The sequence below is a fragment of the uncultured Jannaschia sp. genome, from assembly GCF_947494055.1.
Lineage (GTDB): Bacteria > Pseudomonadota > Alphaproteobacteria > Rhodobacterales > Rhodobacteraceae > Jannaschia.
The window spans coordinates 252,327-273,063 of sequence record NZ_CANLTR010000004.1 but is presented as its reverse complement, the minus strand read 5'-3'; the positions used below and the strand labels follow the sequence as shown (position 1 = coordinate 273,063).

Annotated in this window: 20 protein-coding genes; 10 read left to right on the top strand and 10 right to left on the bottom strand. The window is 69.3% G+C overall.

The genetic code is table 11. From position 1 onward, the window contains the following. Window positions 1-61: 61 nt before the first annotated feature. From Q1A87_RS06360 to Q1A87_RS06350, 3 genes are read right to left on the bottom strand one after another with little or no spacing between them, the layout of a single operon-like run. On the bottom strand, window positions 62-544 hold the full coding sequence (locus Q1A87_RS06360; RefSeq protein WP_299648406.1) for a GNAT family N-acetyltransferase: 483 nt from the start codon (window positions 542-544) through the stop codon (window positions 62-64). Then, the gene (locus Q1A87_RS06355) at window positions 541-984 is read right to left on the bottom strand and encodes an MOSC domain-containing protein (protein WP_299648403.1); all 444 of its coding nucleotides are present in this window, start codon (window positions 982-984) and stop codon (window positions 541-543) included. Before Q1A87_RS06355 ends, Q1A87_RS06360 begins: the two co-directional genes overlap by 4 nt. Before the next feature lie 17 nt (window positions 985-1,001). Continuing rightward, window positions 1,002-1,493, bottom strand: a complete 492-nt coding sequence (locus tag Q1A87_RS06350) for a GAF domain-containing protein (RefSeq protein ID WP_299648400.1) — start codon at window positions 1,491-1,493, stop codon at window positions 1,002-1,004. 95 nt (window positions 1,494-1,588) lie between these two features. On the opposite strand from Q1A87_RS06350, the gene Q1A87_RS06345 reads away from it, so the two are divergent. From Q1A87_RS06345 to Q1A87_RS06335, 3 genes are all read left to right on the top strand, one after another. Next, complete coding sequence (locus tag Q1A87_RS06345) at window positions 1,589-1,930, top strand: STAS domain-containing protein (protein WP_299648397.1); 342 nt, start codon at window positions 1,589-1,591, stop codon at window positions 1,928-1,930. Continuing rightward, window positions 1,930-2,388, top strand: a complete 459-nt coding sequence (locus Q1A87_RS06340) for an ATP-binding protein (protein ID WP_299648395.1) — start codon at window positions 1,930-1,932, stop codon at window positions 2,386-2,388. Before Q1A87_RS06345 ends, Q1A87_RS06340 begins: the two co-directional genes overlap by 1 nt. Window positions 2,389-2,463: 75 nt before the next feature. After that, the gene (locus Q1A87_RS06335; RefSeq protein ID WP_299648392.1) at window positions 2,464-4,041 is read left to right on the top strand and encodes a gamma-glutamyltransferase family protein; all 1,578 of its coding nucleotides are present in this window, start codon (window positions 2,464-2,466) and stop codon (window positions 4,039-4,041) included. A 139-nt stretch (window positions 4,042-4,180) separates the two neighbouring features. Here the strand turns inward: Q1A87_RS06335 and serA are convergent, their stop codons facing one another. Both serA and Q1A87_RS06325 read right to left on the bottom strand, forming a co-directional pair. After that, entirely contained in the window at window positions 4,181-5,773 is a 1,593-nt protein-coding gene (gene serA, locus Q1A87_RS06330; RefSeq protein ID WP_299648389.1) for a phosphoglycerate dehydrogenase, read from the bottom strand. A 58-nt stretch (window positions 5,774-5,831) separates the two neighbouring features. After that, complete coding sequence (locus tag Q1A87_RS06325) at window positions 5,832-6,983, bottom strand: phosphoserine transaminase (protein ID WP_299648386.1); 1,152 nt, start codon at window positions 6,981-6,983, stop codon at window positions 5,832-5,834. A 127-nt stretch (window positions 6,984-7,110) separates the two neighbouring features. Between Q1A87_RS06325 and serB the strand changes: the two genes are divergently transcribed. Beyond that, a complete protein-coding gene (gene serB, locus Q1A87_RS06320) occupies window positions 7,111-7,986 on the top strand; it encodes a phosphoserine phosphatase SerB (RefSeq protein ID WP_299648383.1) in 876 nt (291 codons plus the stop codon). Between the two features lie 169 nt (window positions 7,987-8,155). Here the strand turns inward: serB and rlmN are convergent, their stop codons facing one another. Together rlmN and Q1A87_RS06310 are read right to left on the bottom strand one after the other, a co-directional pair. Next, the gene (rlmN, locus tag Q1A87_RS06315; protein ID WP_299648380.1) at window positions 8,156-9,331 is read right to left on the bottom strand and encodes a 23S rRNA (adenine(2503)-C(2))-methyltransferase RlmN; all 1,176 of its coding nucleotides are present in this window, start codon (window positions 9,329-9,331) and stop codon (window positions 8,156-8,158) included. Between the two features lie 83 nt (window positions 9,332-9,414). Beyond that, window positions 9,415-9,954, bottom strand: coding sequence for an invasion associated locus B family protein (locus Q1A87_RS06310; protein ID WP_299648476.1), 540 nt, complete (start codon window positions 9,952-9,954; stop codon window positions 9,415-9,417). 160 nt (window positions 9,955-10,114) lie between these two features. Here Q1A87_RS06310 and Q1A87_RS06305 point away from each other — a divergent pair, with 160 nt between their 5' ends. Further along, window positions 10,115-11,110 carry an asparaginase gene (locus Q1A87_RS06305; RefSeq protein WP_299648377.1) on the top strand — a complete coding sequence of 332 codons (996 nt, stop codon included), beginning with the start codon at window positions 10,115-10,117 and terminating at the stop codon, window positions 11,108-11,110. Here Q1A87_RS06305 and Q1A87_RS06300 read toward each other — a convergent pair. Both Q1A87_RS06300 and hspQ read right to left on the bottom strand, forming a co-directional pair. Further along, window positions 11,089-13,146 (bottom strand): ATP-binding protein, encoded by a 2,058-nt coding sequence (locus Q1A87_RS06300; RefSeq protein WP_299648374.1) that lies wholly within the window; start codon window positions 13,144-13,146, stop codon window positions 11,089-11,091. The two genes, Q1A87_RS06305 and Q1A87_RS06300, sit on opposite strands and share 22 nt — an antisense overlap. 133 nt (window positions 13,147-13,279) lie before the next feature. Next, window positions 13,280-13,606 (bottom strand): heat shock protein HspQ, encoded by a 327-nt coding sequence (gene hspQ, locus Q1A87_RS06295; protein ID WP_299648371.1) that lies wholly within the window; start codon window positions 13,604-13,606, stop codon window positions 13,280-13,282. A gap of 286 nt (window positions 13,607-13,892) precedes the next feature. Between hspQ and Q1A87_RS06290 the strand changes: the two genes are divergently transcribed. Beyond that, window positions 13,893-14,474, top strand: coding sequence for a transglycosylase SLT domain-containing protein (locus Q1A87_RS06290; RefSeq protein WP_299648368.1), 582 nt, complete (start codon window positions 13,893-13,895; stop codon window positions 14,472-14,474). Window positions 14,475-14,592: 118 nt separating this feature from the next. Here the strand turns inward: Q1A87_RS06290 and Q1A87_RS06285 are convergent, their stop codons facing one another. Continuing rightward, a complete protein-coding gene (locus tag Q1A87_RS06285) occupies window positions 14,593-15,885 on the bottom strand; it encodes a cytochrome c peroxidase (RefSeq protein ID WP_299648365.1) in 1,293 nt (430 codons plus the stop codon). A 117-nt stretch (window positions 15,886-16,002) separates the two neighbouring features. Here Q1A87_RS06285 and typA point away from each other — a divergent pair, with 117 nt between their 5' ends. From typA to Q1A87_RS06265, 4 genes are all read left to right on the top strand, one after another. Next, entirely contained in the window at window positions 16,003-17,823 is a 1,821-nt protein-coding gene (typA, locus tag Q1A87_RS06280) for a translational GTPase TypA (protein ID WP_299648362.1), read from the top strand. A 242-nt stretch (window positions 17,824-18,065) separates the two neighbouring features. Next, on the top strand, window positions 18,066-18,752 hold the full coding sequence (locus tag Q1A87_RS06275; protein ID WP_299648359.1) for a VPLPA-CTERM sorting domain-containing protein: 687 nt from the start codon (window positions 18,066-18,068) through the stop codon (window positions 18,750-18,752). A 161-nt stretch (window positions 18,753-18,913) separates the two neighbouring features. After that, on the top strand, window positions 18,914-19,927 hold the full coding sequence (locus tag Q1A87_RS06270) for an ABC transporter substrate-binding protein (protein WP_299648356.1): 1,014 nt from the start codon (window positions 18,914-18,916) through the stop codon (window positions 19,925-19,927). Next, window positions 19,927-20,673 carry an ABC transporter ATP-binding protein gene (locus Q1A87_RS06265; RefSeq protein WP_299648353.1) on the top strand — a complete coding sequence of 249 codons (747 nt, stop codon included), beginning with the start codon at window positions 19,927-19,929 and terminating at the stop codon, window positions 20,671-20,673. Before Q1A87_RS06270 ends, Q1A87_RS06265 begins: the two co-directional genes overlap by 1 nt. Window positions 20,674-20,737: the final 64 nt, after the last annotated feature.

Below are 20,737 nucleotides of genomic sequence, written 5' to 3'. Positions count from 1 at the left end.
GCGGACCTCGGCAGATTTGACGTCCGCCTAGCCCATCGGCCAGACGGATTGAAGGCCCCGGTCAGGCGAGGCGGAACCCGATCCGCCGTGCCTCGACCGCATGGCCGACCAGATTGTCGTCCACCGCCCCCTCGTCCACGCCGCCATGGCACAGGTAGAAGCGGTGCGCCCGGTCGTTCTCGGCCAGCACCGTCAGATATGCGCGATCGAACCCCGCCTTGCGGAGCGCCACCTTCATCGCCGCCAGAAGCTCCGTTCCCGTGCCGCCGCCGCGCAGGTCGGGGCGGACGTGGAGGTTGTCGATCAGGGGCGGGTCACGGTCGGTGAGCGCGCAGGCGAAGCCGGTCAGCTCGTCGTCGGTGTAGTCGACGAGGGTGAGCTCCGGCGGCGCGAAGGTCCGGGCGGTCCACTTGGCCGCCATGTCGGCGGGCAGGTCGTCGCGCAAGTAACCCTCCGGCAGGACGCCGCCGTAACTCGACTGCCACGAGGCGAGGTGCAGGTCGCGGATGGCCGCGCGGTCGTCGGGCGTTGCAAGGCGGATCACGCCGGTGCCACCGTGTCGCCCCGGGCGATTCGGCCCGGCGCCACCACTTCCGCGCACCAGCCGCCGTGATGGCGCACGGCGGAATAGCCGCCACGGCCGAGCGTTTCCTCCATGCGCGAGCACGGCGCACAGGGACCGCTGAAACGCAGCACCGCCTTGCCCACCCGCACCTCCCGTCCTTTCAGCGCGGCGAGGTTGATGCGCGAGACGACGAGGTTGCGACGCAGCGCTTCCGGCGTGACCACCCCGTCGCAGAGCGCCGCTATCACCGGCAGATGCTCCGCCTGGATCAGCGTCACCGCGCGCTTGCCCGGGGCGGCGTGGTCGCCGTCGAGGCCGTGTTCCGAGACGTGCGCGCCCTCCACAGCGATCAGCGCCGCCCGACGCGCGGGGCGCAGGCCGATCCAGTCCAGCCGCCCGTCCCGCGTCACGGTCGCCATCAGCTCGCGCAGCGCGCTCACCGCCCGAAGGTTTCCGACAGAAGCGCGGCCAGCTCGCGCGCATCCTCGGCGTCGAAGGCGTCGGGCCGGTCGCTGTCGATGTCGAGCACGCCGATCACCGCGCCCGCCGCGTCGAAGACCGGCAGGACGATCTCGGACCGGGTCGAGGCCGCGCAGGCGATGTGCCCCGGAAACGCCTCCACCTCGGGGACGATCTGCACCGCCCCGGTTCGCGCCGCCGCGCCGCAGACGCCCCGCCCGAACGGGATCACGAGGCAACCATGCCCGCCCTGATACGGCCCGATCTTCAGCAGCCCCGGCGCGACGACACGGTAGAAGCCGGTCCAGTCGAAACGCACGTCGGAATGGTGTATCTCGCAGGCGAGCGTCGCCATGAGCGCGACATCGTCCTCCTCCCCGCCCGCCAGGGAGGCACAGACCTCTCTCAACGCGGCGTAGTCGACCCGCGTCGCGTCCTCTCGCCCGCCTTCGTCGATCCGGTCCCGCATTCCGACCCCCTTCACCATTCGGTAAGCTATGGCGGCTAGCGTCCCGTCGGAACGCGCCGCAGACCATCCAGCGGCAATGTCTACGAGGTGTTGCGATGAACATCGACAGCGAACTTCGCGGAAACGCCAAGTTGCTGATCCTGCGCGAAGCGCGGATCGACGCCGCCGGCGCGATGGCTTTCAAGGAAAAGGTCCGGACCCTGATCGCGGACCACGAAGGCCGCGTCGTCCTCGACATGGGCCGGGTGGAGTTCCTCGATTCGAGCGGGCTGGGCGCGCTGGTCGCGGTGATGAAAATGCTGGGCCGCGGCCGGTCTCTCGAACTGGCGGGATGCGGCCCGGTCGTCAGCAAGGTGCTGACCCTGACACGGATGGATCAGGTTTTCGTCCTGCACGACGACGTGGAGACGGCGCTCGCCGCCCGGGACGCCGCCTGATGCCCAGCGCCGCGGCCGGTCCGGTGGCGGACAGCCTGATCCAGGTCCGGTTTCCGGCCACCGAACTCGCGGTTCGCGCGCAGATCGCCCGCGTGCGCGCCTGCCTGGCGCAGACCTGCACGAGTGCGGCGCTTCAGGAGAACGTCGCCATCCTGCTGGGCGAGATCCTCAACAACATCGTCGAACATTCGCTGGCCGGCCAACGCGACGCCCGGATCACCCTCGTGATCACGCGCGAAGAGGCCGGTCTCCACGTGGAGACGCAGGATTCCGGCCGGCCGCTTCCGCCGCAGCTCCTGACCTCCGCGCGACTGCCGGAGATGCCGGCGGACCGCGTGGATTTGCCCGAGAGCGGGTTCGGCTGGTTCATCATTCACGCGCTGGCCGACGACATGGTCTACGAGCGCGCCAACGGCACGAACCGCCTGAGCTGCCGGCTGACCGAGCCCGCTCGCTGAGGGTGCCGGGCGCGGAGGTCATTGGCTTCTTCCGCCGCCCGTCCTAGCCTCGCCTCTCCCAAGCGAGAGGTGAGTATGCGCGATTTCCACATTCCCGGGCGTTCGCCTGTCTTCGCCACCGACGGCATGTGCGCTACCTCGCACCCGCTGGCCGCGAAGGTCGCGGTCGACACGTTGGCCCGGGGCGGCAACGCGGTGGACGCGGCGATCGCGGGTGCCGTGCTGCTGGGGCTCTGCGAGCCGCAGATGACGGGGCTCGGCGGGGATTGCTTCGCGCTCCTCAAGCCCGGCGGCTCCGAGGACGTGGTGGCGCTGAACGGCTCGGGCCGGGCACCGGCAGGCGCCTCGGCGGCGACGCTCCGCGACGAGGGGCTGGACGCGATCCCCCTCCGCTCGGCCCATTCGGTGACGCTGCCCGGCGCGGTGGACGCGTTCTGTGCCCTGTCGGAAAGCTACGGCACGCTCGGCATTGGCGACACGCTCGGCCCGGTGATCCCCTATTTCGAGCGCGGCGTGCCTGTCGCCTCCCGCGTGGCCTACGACTGGGCGGCCTCCTTCGACGTGCTGCAGGGCGGCGCGCGGGAAACCTTCGCCGTGGACGGCGGCGCGCCGGCAGCGGGCACGCGCTTCGCCCTGCCGGGACAGGCGGAGGTGCTGCGCCGGGTGGCGGCGCAGGGGCGCGACGGGTTCTACACCGGCGAGGTGGCCGAGGACATGATTGCGGCGCTGCGGGCCGCAGGCGGAACGCATGCGGCGGAGGACTTCGCCAGCGTGAACTGCGACTGGGGCACGCCGGTCTGCGGTCATTACAAGGGCATCGATCTGCTGGAGCATCCGCCCAACGGACAGGGGGCGACGGCGATCCTGATGGCCAACATCCTGTCGAACTTCGACGTAGCCGGGATGGACCCGTTCGGCGCCGAGCGCGCGCATCTCGAGGCGGAAGCGGCGAAGCTCGCCTACGACGCGCGCAACCGCTTCCTCGCCGATCCGGACCATACCACACGGCTCGAAGCGATGCTGAGCCTCGACGTCGCGGGCCAACTCGCGGGCCTCATCGACCCGCTCCGTGCCATGCCCTCGGCCGCGGCGGTGACGGAGGCGGTCCACCGCGACACGATCTACATCACGGTGGTCGACCGCGACCGGATGGCGGTGTCGCTGATCTACTCGATCTTCCACGCGTTCGGCTCGGGGCTCGCCTCGGACCGGTTCGGCATCCTGATGCACAATCGCGGTGCCGGCTTCACGCTGGCCGAGGGGCATCCGAACGAGCTGGCTCCGGGCAAGCGGCCGATGCACACGATCATTCCGGGCATGCTGCGCGAGGACGGGCGGGTGACGATGCCGTTCGGGGTGATGGGCGGCGCCTACCAGCCGGCCGGGCACGCGCGCTTCGTGTCGAACCTGCGCGATTTCGGCATGGACCCGCAGACCGCCATCGACGCGCCCCGCGCCTTCTCGGACATGGGCGTGATGAAGGTCGAGCGGGGCTATTCCGATGCGGTCCGCGCCGAACTCGCCGAGATGGGCCACGACGTCCACGTGCCCGACGAGCCGATCGGCGGGGCGCAGGCGATCCGGATCGACGCGAGCGGGTATCTCGAAGGGGCGAGCGACCCGCGCAAGGATGGCTGCGCACTCGGCTATTGAAGCGTATCGTCCCCGTGAGGAGTTGTTTGGCGTTCAGAATGCCTGATGCGACAGGCGTCGGGACGGAGACCGGGGGGCTCGCCCCCCGGACCCCCGAGGATACTTGCGAAGCAAAGACGGGGCGACCGGACTCGTCCCGTCAGACGTTGAACTTCAGCGGCGCGACGGCCTGGAACAGACCCGTTGCGCGCAGCTTGTCGAGCACGGCGGCCGGAGGCTGCTCGTCGAGATAGAGGAGCGCGATCGCGTCGTGGCCCCGGTCGGAGCGGCCCAGCGTGAAGTTCGCGATGTTCACCCCGTTCTCGCCCAGCGTGACGCCCAGCGTACCGATCACGCCCGGCTTGTCCTCGTTCGTCGTGTAGAGCATATGCGCGCCGACCTCGGCGTCGATATTGATGCCCTTGATCTGGATGAAGCGCGGCTTGCCGTCGGAGAAGGCGGTGCCGGCGACGGAGCGCTCGCGCGAGGCCGTCTTCACGACGAGCTTGATATAGCCCTCGAAGGCGCCAGTCTTGTCCTGACGCGTGGTCGAAATCTCCACGCCACGCTCGCGGGCGAGGACGGGGGCGGAGACCATGTTCACGTCCGGGTTGGTGGCTGCCATCACCCCGGCGATGACCGAGCAGTTCAGCGCCTCGAGGTTCATCTTCGAGACGACGCCGTTGTAGACGATCTCGATGGATTTGATCGGTTCGTCGGTCATCTGGCCCACGAAGGCGCCCAGATGCTCGGCCACCTTGATCCAGGGACCCATGACCTTGGCCTCCTCGGCGGTAACCGAGGGCATGTTGAGCGCGTTCGTCACCGCGCCGGTCAGGAGGTAGTCCGACATCTGCTCGGCCACCTGCAGGGCCACGTTCTCCTGCGCCTCGGTCGTGGCGGCGCCGAGATGCGGCGTGACGACCACGTTGGGCAGGTTGAAGAGCGGCGAGGCGGTCGCCGGCTCCTCCGCGAAGACATCGAAGGCGGCGCCGGCGACGTGGCCAGAAGTGAGGGCTTCGGCGAGCGCAGCCTCGTCGACGAGCCCGCCACGGGCGCAGTTGACGATGCGGACGCCCTTCTTGGTCTTGGCGATGTTCTCGGCGGAGAGGATGTTCCGAGTCTGGTCGGTCAGCGGGACGTGCAGCGTGATGACGTCGGCGCGGGCCAGCAGCGTGTCGAGCTCGACCTTCTCCACGCCGAGCTTTGCCGCGCGATCCTCCGAGAGGAACGGATCGTAGGCCACGACCTTCATGCCGAGGCCCACGGCCTTCTGGCAGACGATACCGCCGATATTGCCGGCGCCGATCACGCCGAGCGTCTTGCCGGTCAGCTCGACGCCCATGAAGCGGGACTTCTCCCACTTGCCGGCATGGGTGGAGGCGTTGGCCTCCGGGATTTGGCGGGCGACCGCGAACATCAGCGCGATGGCATGCTCGGCGGTGGTGATCATGTTGCCGTAGGGCGTGTTCATCACGATCACGCCTCGCCGGGAGGCCGCCTCCTTGTCGACGTTGTCGGTGCCGATGCCGGCGCGGCCGACGACCTTGAGGTTCGGCGCGGCTTCGAGCAGCTTCCCGGTGACCCTGGTGGCGGACCGGATGGCGAGGCCGTCGAACTCGCCGATGCGGGCGGCAAGGGCATCCTTGTCCTTGCCGAGACTAGGCTCGAAGGTGACGTCGATGCCGCGATCGCGGAAAATCTGCACGGCGGCGTCCGACAGCTTGTCGGAAATGAGAACACGGGGGGCCATTCGAGGCTCCTGTCTTGAAAATGAGGGGCGGCTCCGGGGCGACCGGACCCAAGAGGGCTCAGGCGGCGGGCGCGGTGTCGCGCTCGGCGTGGTAGGCCCATTCGATCCAGGGCATCAGCGCAGCGACGTCGTCCGGCTCCACGGTAGAGCCGCACCAGATGCGCAGGCCGGCCGGGGCGTCGCGGTAGCTCGCGATGTCATAGGCTACGCCCTCGACCTCCAGTCGCTTGGACACGCGCTTGGCGAAGTCGTCGGGCACGTCGCCGGTGAAGCGGAGGCAGACCGAGGTGGTGGAGCGGGTGGCCGGGTCGTGGGCGAGATTGGCGATCCAGTCGTGGCGCTCGCAGAAGTCCCAGACATGGCGGGCGCTCTCCGTGGCACGGTCGACGAGGCCCTCGCGGCCGACGCTCTCGGCCCAGTCGAGCGCGACACGGCAATCCTCGACGCAGAGCATCGACGGCGTGTTGATCGTCTCGCCGCGAAAGATGCCCTCGATGAGCTTGCCGCCCTTGGTGAGGCGGAAGATCTTCGGCAGCGGCCGGGGGGGCGTGTAGCTCTCCAGTCGTTCGACGGCACGAGGCGACAGGATCAGGATGCCGTGCGCCCCCTCCCCGCCCAGCACCTTTTGCCAGGAGAAGGTCGTCACGTCGAGCTTGTCCCAGGGCAGCGCCATCGCGAAGGCGGCGGAAGTCGCGTCGCAGAGGGTCAGTCCCTCGCGGTCGGCGGCGATCCAGTCGCCGTCGGGGACGCGGACGCCGGAGGTGGTACCGTTCCAGGTGAAGCAGACGTCGCGCGCCTTGTCGCAGACGAGATCGGGCAGCGTGCCGTAATCGGTGGTCCTCACCTCGGCGTCGAGGTCGAGCTGCTTCACCGCATCGGTGACCCAGCCTGAGCCGAAGCTCTCCCAGGCGAGCATGGTGGCGGGGCGGGCGCCGAGCATGGTCCACATCGCCATCTCGTAAGCACCGGTGTCGGAGGCGGGGACGATGCCGACGCGGTAATCGTCGGGCACGCCGAGGAGCACGCGGGTGCGGTCGATGACCTCCGCGAGCCTGGCCTTCCCGATGCCCGCGCGGTGACTGCGACCCAGCGGCGCGTCGGCGAGCTTCGCGAGGTCGTAGCCGGGGGGCTTGGCGCAGGGGCCGGAGGAGAAATTCGGATTGACGGGTTTCGTCGCGGGCCGCGTGCCCGGGATCTCGAGATCGGTCATGTCTATCCTTGCAGATATATGCCCCTCGTTGGGGAGGGGTGTCCCGCGGGTGTCGCTATGCCCCGTCCGGGGGTCGCGCAAGGGTCATTCTGCGGCTATGGCGCCCGAAGCCGCCCGGAGTCCGACCATGTATGTCACCGTCCTCACTGCCTCGCCCAATGCCACCAACCTGGAGGCGCACCTCGTGGAGGCGCTTCGGAACGGTTGGGGCGGGGACGCGGCGCGGTGGCTTGCGCGGGGCGCGGCGGCGGAGTTCGATCTTCCGGCGATGCCGGACAACCTGGCGACGGTCCGGACGGAGCTGGACAGGCTGGGGGTCGACCTGAACGTGGTGCCGGTGGCGGGGCGGCGGAAGCGGCTGCTTCTGGCAGATATGGACTCGACGATGATCCAGCAGGAATGCGTGGACGAGCTGGCCGCCGAGGCCGGGGTCGGCCCGCGCGTGGCGGCGATCACCGCGCGGGCCATGAACGGGGAGATCGGGTTCGAGGGCGCGCTGCGGGAGCGGGTCGCGCTGCTCGCCGGGCTGGATGCGGGCGTGATCGACAAGGTGCTGGCCGAGCGGATCACGCCGATGCCGGGGGGCGGCACGCTGGTGGCGACGATGAAGGCGCATGGCACGCGGGCGGCTCTGGTCTCCGGGGGGTTCACGGCCTTCACCGAGGCGGTCTCGGCGCGGCTCGGCTTCGACTGGAACCGGGCGAACACGCTACTCGTGGCTGACGGGAAGCTGACGGGGGCGCCCGGCGAGCCGATCCTCGGGCGGGCGGCGAAGGTCGCCGCGCTGGAGGAGCTGACCGCGGAGATGGGGATCGCGGAGGCGGACGTGCTGGCCGTGGGCGACGGGGCGAACGATCTGGGGATGTTGACGCGCGCCGGGATGGGCGTGGCGTTGCACGCGAAACCCGCGGTGCAGGCGGAGGCACGGTACCGGATCAATCACGGGGACCTGACGGCGCTTCTCTACCTGCAGGGCTACCGGCGCGCCAACTTCGTGAGCTGAAGCCCGCCGGGGTATTTCGGCCCGATCACGAAGCATCTTCCGAACGTCACACGGATGCAACATGGTGCGGCTAGTTCGCCCGCGAACCCATATCCCGAGACGCGACCATGGCCGAGATCGACCCGCTGCAATTCGTCCTCGACGTCCTCCTGCCCTGGCGCCGTCGGCGCTAGAGCCCTGCCTCCGCCGCGATCTGCGCGCGGCTCTTGCGGGCACGCTCGGTCGCCGACTTGAGCTGCCCACAGGCGGCCATGATGTCCTCGCCGCGCGGCGTGCGGATGGGCGAGGCATAGCCGGCCTGCATCAGGATCGTCGCGAAGGCGCGGATGCGGTTGTTCGACGACCGCCGATAGGGCGCGCCGGGCCATTCGTTGAACGGGATCAGGTTCACCTTGGCCGGGATGCCGTCGAGAAGCTCGACCAGACGGCGCGCGTCGGCGTCGCTGTCGTTCACCCCGTCGAGCATCACGTATTCGAAAGTGATGCGCTCGCTGTTCGTGGCCTTGGGATACTCGCGCAGCGCGTCGAGGAGCGTGGCGATGTTCCAGCGCTTGTTGATCGGCACAAGCCGGTCGCGCACCTCGTCCGTGGTGGCGTGGAAGCTGACGGCCAGCAGGCAGCCGATCTCCTCTGCCGTGCGCACGATCTCGGGGACGACGCCGGAGGTGGAGAGCGTGATGCGGCGGCGACCGAGCGCGATCCCCTCGCCGTCCATCACGATCCGCATGGCATCGCGCACGTTCTCGAAATTGTAGAGCGGCTCGCCCATGCCCATCAGCACGATGTTCGACAGGAGCCGCCCCGTGGGATCGTTCGCCGCGCCTCGCTCGGGCCATTCGCCGAGGTCGTCGCGGGCGAGCATCACCTGCCCCACGATCTCCCCCGCCGTCAGGTTGCGGACGAGCCGCTGCGTGCCGGTATGGCAGAACGAGCAGGTGAGCGTGCAGCCGACCTGGGACGAGACGCAGAGCGTCCCGCGCCCCTCCTCCGGGATATAGACCGTCTCCACCTCGTGGCCGCCGGCGATGCGGACGAGGTACTTGCGGGTGCCGTCGGACGAGACCTGCCGGCTCACCACCTCGGGCAGCTCGATGGTGAAGTGTTCGGCCAGATCGGCGCGGAACCCCTTCGCGAGGTTCGTCATCGCATCGAAGTCGCGCACGCCCCAATGGTAGACCCATTGCCAGACCTGGTTGACGCGCATCTTGGCCTGCTTTTCGGACACGCCGATGCCGACCAGCGCGTCGCGCAGCGCGTCCCGCGTCAGGCCGACGAGGTTCACCGGCCCGCCTTCCGGCAAGCGGCGCGGGATCGTGTGGACGTCCTGCGTGACGGGCGCGTGCATGGCGGGTCTCCGGGTCGGTCGTAAAACGGGAACGGGCGCCCCATATAGGGACGCCCGCGGCAGAACTCAAACCATCCCGAGGTTCAGGAGGTGCAGCGCGACTCGGCATCCTCGACAGCGGCGGTGAAGCCCAGCAGGCTGAATGTGTCCTCGGTCCGGGTGCCACGGCTCGACTGGCCGATGACGACCGCCTGCGCGCCGCGCTTCATCGCGGCGATGATCTCGCCGTCCTCGGCAGGCGAGGCGGCCCAGGCGAGCTCCCCTTCCGTGAACAATTCGAAGCTGTCGGAGCCGATCTCGATCGTGACCGCCGAGCCGTCGGCGTAGGGATAACCGCCGGTCGTCGAGACCTCGCCCCGCTTGCCGTCGCCGGGCCAGTAGCTCACGAACAGGCGGATCTCGCCACGCCGCGCCTCCACCTCCTGCCCGTTGCGGACATTCCGGATCTCCACGGGCGCCGAGACGATCCAGCACTGGGTCGGATCGTCCTCCACGAAGACGGACCAGTCGGTCTCGGTCGATACGCGGTTGGTACTGCCCTCCTGCGCGAAGGCCGTCGAGGTCGCGGTCGGCAGGGCCATCGTCCCGGCCAGCAGGACGGCGGTGATCGTCTTCGGAATCATCACGGGTTCGGCCTTCTGTCCTTTGAACGGCGCGGACGGCCAGACCGGTCCGGTCGTAGGCCGCGACGCGCGTGGTTCCCAATCCATCGCCGCCCTGATAGCCCGAGCCGCGCCCGGTCGGAAAGACCATGCGGCACATTTTCACGGACCGGAGAGCGGCATGACAGAGGTAAGTGACGGCGCAGTCGAGCTGGTGCGGGTGATCCGGGGCGACCGTGTCGAGTCCGTCCATCGCGGCCACGCCGTGATCTGCGACGGCACGGGCGCGGTGGTGGAGGCCTGGGGCGACCCCGCGGCGGTGATCTACCCGCGCTCGTCGTGCAAGATGATCCAGGCGCTGCCGCTCCTGGAATCCGGGGCCGGGCGCGACCTGACGGACCGGCAGGTGGCGCTGGCCTGCGCCTCGCACCAGGGCGCGGCGATCCATACGGAAGCGGTCTCGGCCTGGCTGTCGGATCTCGGATTGTCGGAGCCGGATCTGCGCTGCGGGACGCACATGCCCTACGCGGACGATGCGAAGTCGGCGCTGATCCGCGCGGGCGAGGCGCCGTGTCAGCTGCACAACAACTGCTCGGGCAAGCATGCGGGGTTCCTCACGCTCTCGAAGCACCTCGGCGGCGGGCCGGACTACGTGGAGATCGACCATCCGGTGCAGATCGCCGTGCGGCGCGCTTTCGAGGAGGTGACGGGGATGGACAGCCCGGGATACGGCATCGACGGCTGTTCCGCGCCGAACTTCGCCACCCGGCTCGATGCGCTCGGCGCTGCGATGGGGCGCTTCGCGGCGGCGCGCGAGGGCGGCGGCACGCGGGCGGACGCGATGGCCCGGCTGACGCAGGCGATGGGCGCGGCACCCGAGCTCGTCGCGGGCGAGGGCCGGGCCTGTACCGATCTGATGCGCGCGATGGGGGGCCGCGTTGCGGTCAAGACCGGGGCGGAGGCGGTGTTCGTCGCCATCGTGCCCGGGCTCGACCGGGGCGTGGCGCTCAAGATCGTCGACGGCGGCACCCGTGCGGCGGAGGCCACGATCGCGGCGCTTCTGGTGCGGCTCGGCGTGCTCGACGCGGCGGCGCCGGTGGCGCGGCGCCTGATGGAAGGCCCGATTGCGAACTGTCGCGGCACCGTCACCGGCCGTTACGAGGTCGCCCTGGCATGAGGTGACGGGGCATCGAGATGACGGGCGAGTTCCGCCATCAACTCGCCCTTGCGGAGCGGCTTCGTGAGGTAGGCGTCGAAGCCCGCCTCGGCCAGGCGTTCCGCGATCTCGGGACCGACATGCGCGGTCAGCGCGATGATCGGAATCGAACCATCCGTCGCGCGCATCGACGCGGCGGCCTCGAACCCGTCGATGACGGGCATCGAGATGTCGAGGATGACCGCCTCGGGCGCCCGCGCCCGGAAGGCCTCGATCGCCGCGGCCCCGTCGCACACGACGTCGACATCGTAGCCTTCGCTTCGCAGCATGCGGTCGGCGATGATGCGGTTCGTCGCGTTGTCGTCGGCGAGGAGGATGCGGGGAACCGGCGCAGCCACGGTGTCGGGTTCCTCCGCGAGCGCCGCGACCAGCTCCGCGCCCCGTGCCGGCGCCGGCAGCAGGGCGTCGGCCCGCGCCAAAGTCTCCGGCAAGGCGTTCGCCCGCCGACCGACGAGCACGAGCCGCACCGCGGGCGCCAACGCGCCGAGGAAGGCGATCTGGCGGTCGCGATCCGGATCGAGCGGCAGGATCACCTGCGCCGCCGCGGACGTCACATCGCGCGCGACCGAGACACCGCCGGCACCGAGCTGCGCCGCGAGCAGATCGCCGAGCGCGCCGTCGGCGACCACGACCGCCTGCGGCAAAGCGGAGATTTCTCGAACCGAGCCGTCGGATGCAAGCGGCAGGGAAAGGGTGAAGGTCGCGCCCGCGCCCTGTGCGCTCCGCAACGTGAGCGTGCCGCCCATCTGTTCGGCCAGCCCGCGCGAGATCGTCAGACCGAGACCCGTTCCCTCGCCTGCCGGCCGGTCTGAATCCGGGATCTGCCCGAAGGCCTCGAAGATCGTGGCCTGCGCTTCCGGCGCGATGCCGGGACCGGTATCCTCGACCTCGATGACGACGCGCGCCGGGTCGTCCCCGGTCACGGAGGCCCGGAGGATCACATGGCCGCGCTCTGTGACACGGATCGCGTTGGCGAGCAGGTGCGCCACGACCTGGCGGAGCCGATCCTCGTCGCCCTGGAACCGCAGGGGCGCATCCAGCGGGTAGGCCAGCCCGACCGCGACCCCGGGCCGGGCCTCGGACATCGCCAGCCGCACGCCGTCGCAGAGCAGCGCTTCGAGGTCGAACGGCGCGTCTTGGAGCGCCATGCGCCCCGCAGCGAGCCGCGAGACGTCGAGCGCGTCGTCCACGATGCCGAGAAGCGCCTCCGCCGAGTCGCAGATCGTGCGGGCGGAGAGGCGCGTCTCTGCATCCGTGGCCTGCTCGGCGAGCATCTGCGCCATGCCCAGGATCCCGCTCATCGGCGTATGGATCTCGTGGCTCATCCGGGCGAGGAACCGTGCCTTTGCGTTTGCCGCGCTTTCGGCGGCGTCGCGGGCGGCCGCCAGCGAGGCCTCGCGGTCGCGGTGCTTGGTGATGTCGATGGCGACCGACACGACGTCACCGTCGGGGACGCGGCGATCCTCGATCCGGATGATCCGACCGTCGTATCGGGTCAGCGACAGCGGCGACGGGTCCGGATCGTTCCACCGGGCGAGTTGCCGGGCGATCCAGTCTTCGGAATCCGTCCCTTCCGTGTCGAAGACGCCCTCCGCCGCGGCGTGGTCGAGGATCTCGCCGATATGGTCGCCGGGGCCGAGGATGGCGACGCCGTCGAACAATTCGAGATAGACGCGATTCGCGGCGATGAGGAAGCCGCCGGAGTCGAACAGGGCGAAGCCGTCGCGCATCGTCTCGATTGCGTGCCAGAGCCGGCGGCGCCCGTGGTCGGCCCGCAGCGCCGCCCGGCGCTGCGCGGCCATCGCGACCCGCCGGCGTTCTTCGAGTCGCAGACTCTGCTCGCGCTCCGCGACACAGTTGCGCGAGAGTCGATCCGCATTGACGGTGAGGGCGGCGTGGGCCCGGGCAAGCTCGCGGCACGTATGCTCGAGCTTGCGCTCGGCCGCGAGCCGGCGGCGGCGCTCCTCGAGATACAGATCGTCGCGAACCGTGTCCATGCGCTCCCGCTCGTCGCGGCCCTCGCGCGGGCCCGACGGGAATCTCGCATGCGGGGCATGAAGAGCGGCTTAATGCGCCTGCGACGGCGGGATGTTCAGGTTCCCCCGATCCGGGGGCCCGACGCCCGGGACGTCAGTTCAAGTCGAAATGCAGCGGATACTGCCGTCCGTCGAACGCTCCGAAGAGATCGCCGAGATCGGGATGTGTGACCGGCTCTCCGGTGCGATCCAGGACGAGGTTCTGCTCGGAGACGTAGGCCACGTAGTAGCTGTCGTCGTTCTCCGCCAGAAGGTGGTAGAAGGGCTGGTTCCGGCTCGGCCGGCTATCCTTCGGAATGGCGTCGTACCATTCCTCGGTGTTCGAGAATTCCGCGTCCACGTCGAAGATCACCCCGCGGAAGGGATGCTTCCTGTGACGCACGATTTCGCCCAGCCCGTACTTCGCTTCGTTCTTCAACATCACTTCGCCCTTTCCCGACCAGTTCCTAGCGCTGCCCGGCGCGGCTTGTAAATCGGGACCGCGACCCGGTGCCGGAAACATATTGTGACGCACATCCCGACAGTGCGGCGGATCGCGCCCGATGTCTCCGGGTCCGACGAAACTGCGACGGCGTGATGCAGGCGCGCCACGCGGGCCCGCACGCGCCGACAATTCCGGGCGCGCGACCGGAAGCGAGCCTGTTGGCAGGTGGGGTCCTTTCGGGTTAGACTTCCCGAAAATCGGTAAGAAGCCGGGCAGTGACATCATGAAGCGACTAATCCAGATCGGCTGCGTGCTGATCCTCGCGGCCTGTGGCGGGGGCGGCGGCTCCGGGCGGGCGCCGAGCAATCTCGACGACGCCTGCGCCATCCTCGCGCAACGGCCGGGCTACCTGCGAGCGTTCAAGGCGGCGGAGCGCAAGTGGGGCGTGCCGGTGCATGTCCAGATGGCGACGATCTATCAGGAATCGAAGTTCGTCTCCGATGCGCGCACGCCGCTCCGCTTCTCGCTAGGTGTGATCCCGGTTGGGCGGCAATCGAGCGCGTTCGGCTATTCACAGGCGCTCGACGGAACCTGGGAGGAGTATCAGGAGGCGCAGGGCGGACGGCGGACGCGGCGTGACAACATCCGCCATGCGACCGACTTCATGGGCTGGTACATGGCCGAGACGCAGCGGACGCTCGGCATCTCGGTCCGCGACGCGCGCAACCAGTACCTCGCCTATCATGACGGGCGGAACGGCTATCGCCGCGGCACCTACCGGGCGAAGCCGTGGCTGATGCGGGTTTCGGGTCAGATCGAGGCCCGGGCCCTGATGTACCAACAGCAGCTTCCGCGCTGCCGCTGAGGAATCGGCGCCCGGAGGACGGCTCGGCGATCCGGTGGGGTTCGCGCGATGGGCGACGTCGATTACCCAGCCTCGCCGCGACCGGAACACGGCCTGGCCAGCGTGATCCCGTGCCGCCTCAGCGGTCCACCGGCAGGCCCGAGGGCACAGTCTCGGGAATGCCCAACCGCCCGGCCAGCGCGTCCTCGTCGCGCAAGGCCGCGAGGAAGGCCAGGAGCGTGTCGATCTCGGCCTCCGTCAGGACGCGATCCGGCCCTTCGACGGCGGCCGCAAGCGCGGCGACCTCGGCGGGATCGTCCATGAATACCCAATCCTCCGTCGTGCCGCCCATGTCCGGCAGCACGCTCGTCCGCGCGTACTCCGCGAGCGCCCGGCGCGGCGCGGCATGGTCGACCAAAAAGGCGCGCAGGTCGTCGTAGGCGCCCGCATGGCCCCAGGGGCCGGTCTCGGTCACGTTCCGGAGAGATGGCGTGCGAAAGGCAAAGCGGTCGGCCGCCTCGCCTGTCACGCGCAGCCGTCCCTCGTCGCGCGCATGGCTCTCGAACCGCGCCCGCTTGCCGGGGCCGAGCTGCGGCTGGCCGGTGACGTGGAACTCGTGGTCGGTCTGGAACGGGCCGGCATGGCAGGAGGCACAGCCAAGCTCGCCGTAGAACAGCTCGACGCCCGCCAGGGCCTCGGGCGGAAGGGAGTCCTCGCCCCGGAGCCAGCCGTCGAACGGCGACGTGTCCGAGCGCCATTCGTGTTCGACGAAGGCGGCGATGGCGTCGGAGATGTCGGTGAAGTCGAGTTCGTCGTCGCCGGGGAAGGCCGCACGCCACATCTCCACGTAGTCCGGGATGGCCCGCACCCGCGCGGCGATCAGGCCCCATGCCCCGCCCGGCCCCGTGATCTCGCCCTTGCGGACGGCACGGCTGACCTCGTTCTCGGCGTAGTGGCCGGCCATCTCGTCGTCGGCCAGAACCGGAAACATCGTCTGCGCGGAAAGGACGGAATCGAACCCCTCGACCATCTCCGTTCCCATCGGCGTGCGGAACCCGTCCTCCAGTTCCTCCACCCGGCCGTCGTGGAACAGGACCGAGAACTCGTGCGCGCCGAGGTTCCACAGCCCCGGCGCGTTGCGCGCCAGCCGCTCCTCCGGGGCGTTCGCAGGATCGGCGGCCCGCTCGGGGCCGAGCCCCCTGCCGCCATCCCCCATGCCGAGCGACAGCCCGTCCGACGTGCCGAAGCGCGGGTGGTGGCAGGTGCCGCAGCTCAGCTCCCGGTTGCCCGACAGGACGGGGTCCCAGAACAGAAGCCGCCCCATCTCGACCTGCGCGGGATCGGTCGCGCGGTAGGCGTCGTCGCCGACCGGCGCGGGGAACTCCATCGCGGTGGCGGGCAGGGCAAAGAAAATCAGGAAGAAGCGCAGCATGGGCGGGACCCAAGCACAGCGATGCGCATGACGGTAGTGCGACGTCGCGCCCCAAGGGTGGCAATCACGGCGAAATGGCGCTAACGCGCCCGCAACCCCGATCTAAGGCTGTCTCTCATGGACCTTCGCAACATTGCGATCATCGCGCATGTCGATCACGGCAAGACCACGCTCGTCGACGAACTACTCAAGCAATCCGGCACCTACCGGGAGAACGAGGCCACGACCGAACGGGCGATGGATTCGAACGATCTCGAGCGCGAGCGGGGAATCACGATCCTCGCCAAGGCGACCTCGGTCGAATGGAAGGGCGTGCGGATCAACATCGTCGACACGCCCGGCCACGCCGATTTCGGCGGCGAGGTGGAGCGCATCCTGTCGATGGTCGACGGCGTCGTCCTCCTGGTGGACGCGGCCGAAGGACCGATGCCGCAGACCAAGTTCGTGACCTCCAAGGCGCTGGCGCTCGGGCTGCGCCCGATCGTCGTGCTGAACAAGGTCGACAAGCCCGACGCGGAACCCGACCGCGCGCTCGACGAGGTGTTCGACCTCTTCGCCAATCTGGGCGCCGACGACCAGCAACTCGACTTCCCGGCGATGTACGCCTCGGGCCGCTCGGGCTGGGCCGATATGGAGCTCGAGGGGCCGCGTTCCGGCCTCGACGCTCTGTTCGACCTGATCCTGAGCCACGTCCCGTCACCCAAGCAGGTGGCCGACCGGGACATCCCGTTCCGGATGCTGGCCACGACGCTCGGCGCCGACCCGTTCATCGGCCGCATCCTGACCGGCCGGGTCGAGTCGGGCACGCTCAGGACGGGTCAGACCCTGCATGCGCTGTCGCGCAAGGGCGACCGGATCGAGCAGTTCCGCGCGACCAAGATCCTCGCCTTCCGGGGCCTCGGGCAGCAGCCGATCGAGGCCGCCGAAGCCGGCGACATCGTGACCATCGCCGGCATGTCGAAGGCCACCGTGGCCGACACGCTCTGCGACACGTCGATTGACGTGCCCCTGCCGGCGCAGCCCATCGACCCGCCGACGATCACCGTGACCTTCGGCATCAACGACAGCCCGCTCGCCGGACGCGACGGCAAGAAGGTGCAGTCCCGTGTCATCCGCGAGCGCCTGATGCGCGAGGCGGAGACGAACGTGGCCATCAAGGTCTCGGACACGCCCGGCGGCGAGGCCTTCGAGGTCGCGGGCCGCGGCGAATTGCAGATGGGAGTCCTGATCGAGAACATGCGCCGCGAGGGGTTCGAGCTCTCGATCTCGCGCCCGCAGGTCCTGTTCCGCGACGTGGACGGCCAGCGGATGGAGCCGGTCGAGGAAGTCACCATCGACGTGGACGACGAGTATTCCGGCGCCGTCATCGAGAAGGTCACCGGCCCCCGGAAGGGCGATCTCGTAGAAATGAAGCCGGCCGGAGCGGGCAAGACGCGGATCATCGCGCATGTCCCCTCGCGCGGGCTGATCGGCTATCACGGCGAATTCCTCACCGACACGCGCGGCACCGGCGTGATGAACCGCGTGTTCCACGAATGGGCCCCCTACAAGGGCACGATCCCGGGCCGTCGCGCGGGTGTGCTGATCTCGATGGAAACGGGCGTCTCGGTGGCCTACGCGCTCTGGAAACTGGAAGATCGCGGCAAGTTCTTCATCGGCGCGCAGGAGCAGGTCTATCAAGGGATGATCATCGGCGAGCATGCGCGCGAGAACGATCTCGAGGTGAACCCGCTGAAGGGCAAGCAGCTCACCAACGTGCGCGCCTCCGGCACCGACGAGGCGGTGCGCCTGACCACGCCGGTGACGCTGACGCTGGAACAGGCGATCGCCTATATCGACAACGACGAGCTGGTCGAGGTGACGCCCGCCGCGATCCGCCTCCGCAAGCGGTTCCTCGACCCGCACGAGCGCAAGCGGCAATCCAGGGCCGCGGGCTAACACCAGGGCGCGGTCCCTCCCGGCGATCCGTCCAGGGACCGTGCCCTTCCCTTAGTTAGGGCCGGCAAGAGGCAATATCTTGCCGGTCCGCCCGCGTATATCCGCGCGGCGAAACACCTACCGTTGCGTTAACACTTCTCAATTTGGACGTCGTCCGTGCTAACGTCTCGCGTGATCCGGAAAAGGGATTCGCCGGATCGGGAGGGCCGCCTCGGCCTTCGTTTTCGAGAGGGAGACAAACGATGATTTCCAGCAAGCATTTTGCACAGAGCAGCGTGATCGCGGCGATGGCCGTGGCCGGCACGTTCGCAATCGCCGGGAGCGCCAGTGCTGCGCATCTCGGTTTCACGAATTACCCGGGCAACATCTGCACCGGCAACACCACGACGCCCGGCGTCACGACCGGCAACGGGCTCGGCGACTGCGCCTACAACGGCTCGCCCGTGATCGCGCGGGTCGAGTTCGGCGGCGACGACATCGAGGACGAGGACGTCGACCTCGCGAACTTCTCCATCGAGTCGTTCTACGAGGGCGTCACTGCCGACGATTTCTCGTTCATGCGGGTCGCGAATCTCGACGACGGCATGGGCGGTACGACGTTCGGCTATTCGTTCACCTACACGCCGGACGACGACGATCCGCTCATCACGGCCTTCGCCGCGAAGGGAAGCAACAGCTTCAACCTCTACGACGGCTACGACGGCGAGACCTACGTCTACTCGGCGACATTCCTCACGCCGGTCAACAACGGCGGCAATCGGGCCGGCCTGTCGAACCTGACGTTCTTCGACACCGAACTCACGCCCGAAAATCCGGACAACCCCGGCAACCCCGACGCGCCGGCCCCCGTGCCGCTTCCGGCCGCGGGCTTCATGTTGCTGGCCGGTCTCGGAGGCCTCGGCGCCATGCGCCGTCTCCGCAAGCACTGAGCGACAGGACACGAGACTGGAAAGGCGGGCCTCGGCCCGCCTTTTTCCGTTCCGGAAGACACGACGACGCGACCGGCGCATGGGGCCCGATCCGGACGGAAGATCTTTCGCCTCCGGCCTGCCGTGATAGAAAGCACCCGATCATCGGGGAGGGATCGACCATGAATACCACGCGCCGCCAGACGCTCGCCCTCATAGGCGCCACCGCCGCCACCGCGCTTGCCGCGCCGGCCATCGCCCAGGGCCGCGCGATCAAGGTCGGCGCGCTGCGTTTCACCAGCCACGCGCCGACCTTCATCGCGATGGAACGGGGCTACTTCGCCGAGGCGGGGCTCGAGGTGGAGCCGGTCTTCTTCCAGGCGGCGCAGCCGATGGCCGTGGCCATCGCGGCGGGCGACGTGGATTACGCGATGACCTCGATCACCGGGGGCCTGATCAGCCTCGCGCAGAAGGGCGCGGTCAAGGTCTTCGGCGGCGCGCTCTCCGAGGAACAAGGCATTCCCGGCCAGTCGATCCTCACCTCCGGCGCGGCGATGGAGGCGGGCGTGACGAGCCCCGCCGGTCTCGACGGCCGCCGATGGGGCATGACGACGGCGGGTTCGTCCTTCCACTACATGGGCGCGAAGGTGGCCGAGGCCGAGGGGATCGGGCTCGAATTCGTGCCGCTCCAGAAGGTGCCCGCCGTCATCGGCGCGCTTCGCACGGGGCAGGTCGATGCCTGGGCCATCGTGCCCCACATCGCGAGCGGACTCGTCGCCAGCGGCGAGGTGCACGAGATCGGCCGGATCGCCGATTACCTGCCGGGCTACCAGGTCACCACGATGTTCGGCTCCACCGCGAACGTGGCGGATCGGGAGCTGACGCAAGCCTGGCTCGACGCGATGGCGCGGGCGATTACGGATTACAACGCGACGATGATCGACCGCGCCTCGGGCGAGGCGGGCGTTCAGGACATGGTCTCGCTGCTGGCGCCCTACGTCTATCCTGACCGCACCCCCGAGGAGGCCGCCGGACCCATCGTCGCGGGGACGATGCGGATCAACGAGGGGGCGGCGTTGAACGTGGCCTCGGTGCGCGACCAGCTCGACTGGTTCCAGTCCGAGGGGCTGGTGGACGCCTCCATCGCCTTCGAGGATCTCGTCGACACCTCCTACGTGGAGAGCGTCGGCGCCTGATGGACCTGCGCGTCGAGGGGCTGACGCATCGCTACGGCGAGACCCGCGTCCTCGACGACATCTCGCTAGAGATCCCGGCGGGGCGGATCGTCTGCGTCGTCGGGCCCTCGGGCTGCGGCAAGTCCACGCTCTTGCGGATGCTCGGCGGGCTGGAGCGGCCGGAGCGGGGCCAGGTGCTGCAGGTCGGCGCGCCGCCCGAGGGCTGCCTGAACCCGCTGACCTACGTGTTCCAGGACTTCGCGCTCCTGCCCTGGCGGGACGTGGCGGGCAACGTGCGCCTCGCGTTGGAGGATCACCGCCTGCCCGACCGCGAGGCGATCATCGACGACGTGCTGGCGCGGACCCGTCTGTCGGAATTCGCACGCGCCCTGCCCCGGCAGCTCTCGGGCGGGATGAAGCAGCGCGTGGCGATCGCCCGCGCGCTCGCGGTGCGGCCCGCGGTGATGCTGATGGACGAGCCGCTCTCGGCGCTCGACGCGCAGACGCGGGAGCTTCTGATGGACGACCTGATCGGCCTGTGGATACGGGAGCGCTTCACGGCGGTCTACGTGACCCACAACCTCGCGGAAGCGGTGCGGCTCGGCCATCGGGTCGTGGTCCTGTCGCGACGGCCGGGTCGGGTCCGGGAGATCGTCGAGATCGACGCGCCGCTCCAGGGACGCGGCGCAATGGAGGACGTGCAGGCGCATCTCTGGGGGCTCATGCGTGACGAGGCACGTGCGGCGGATGCCGAGTTACTGACATGAGCCTTGCGACCGGCGCCGAGAGCAAGATCGGAGTTCCGGGAAGACACCCGTATCCGAACTGTTC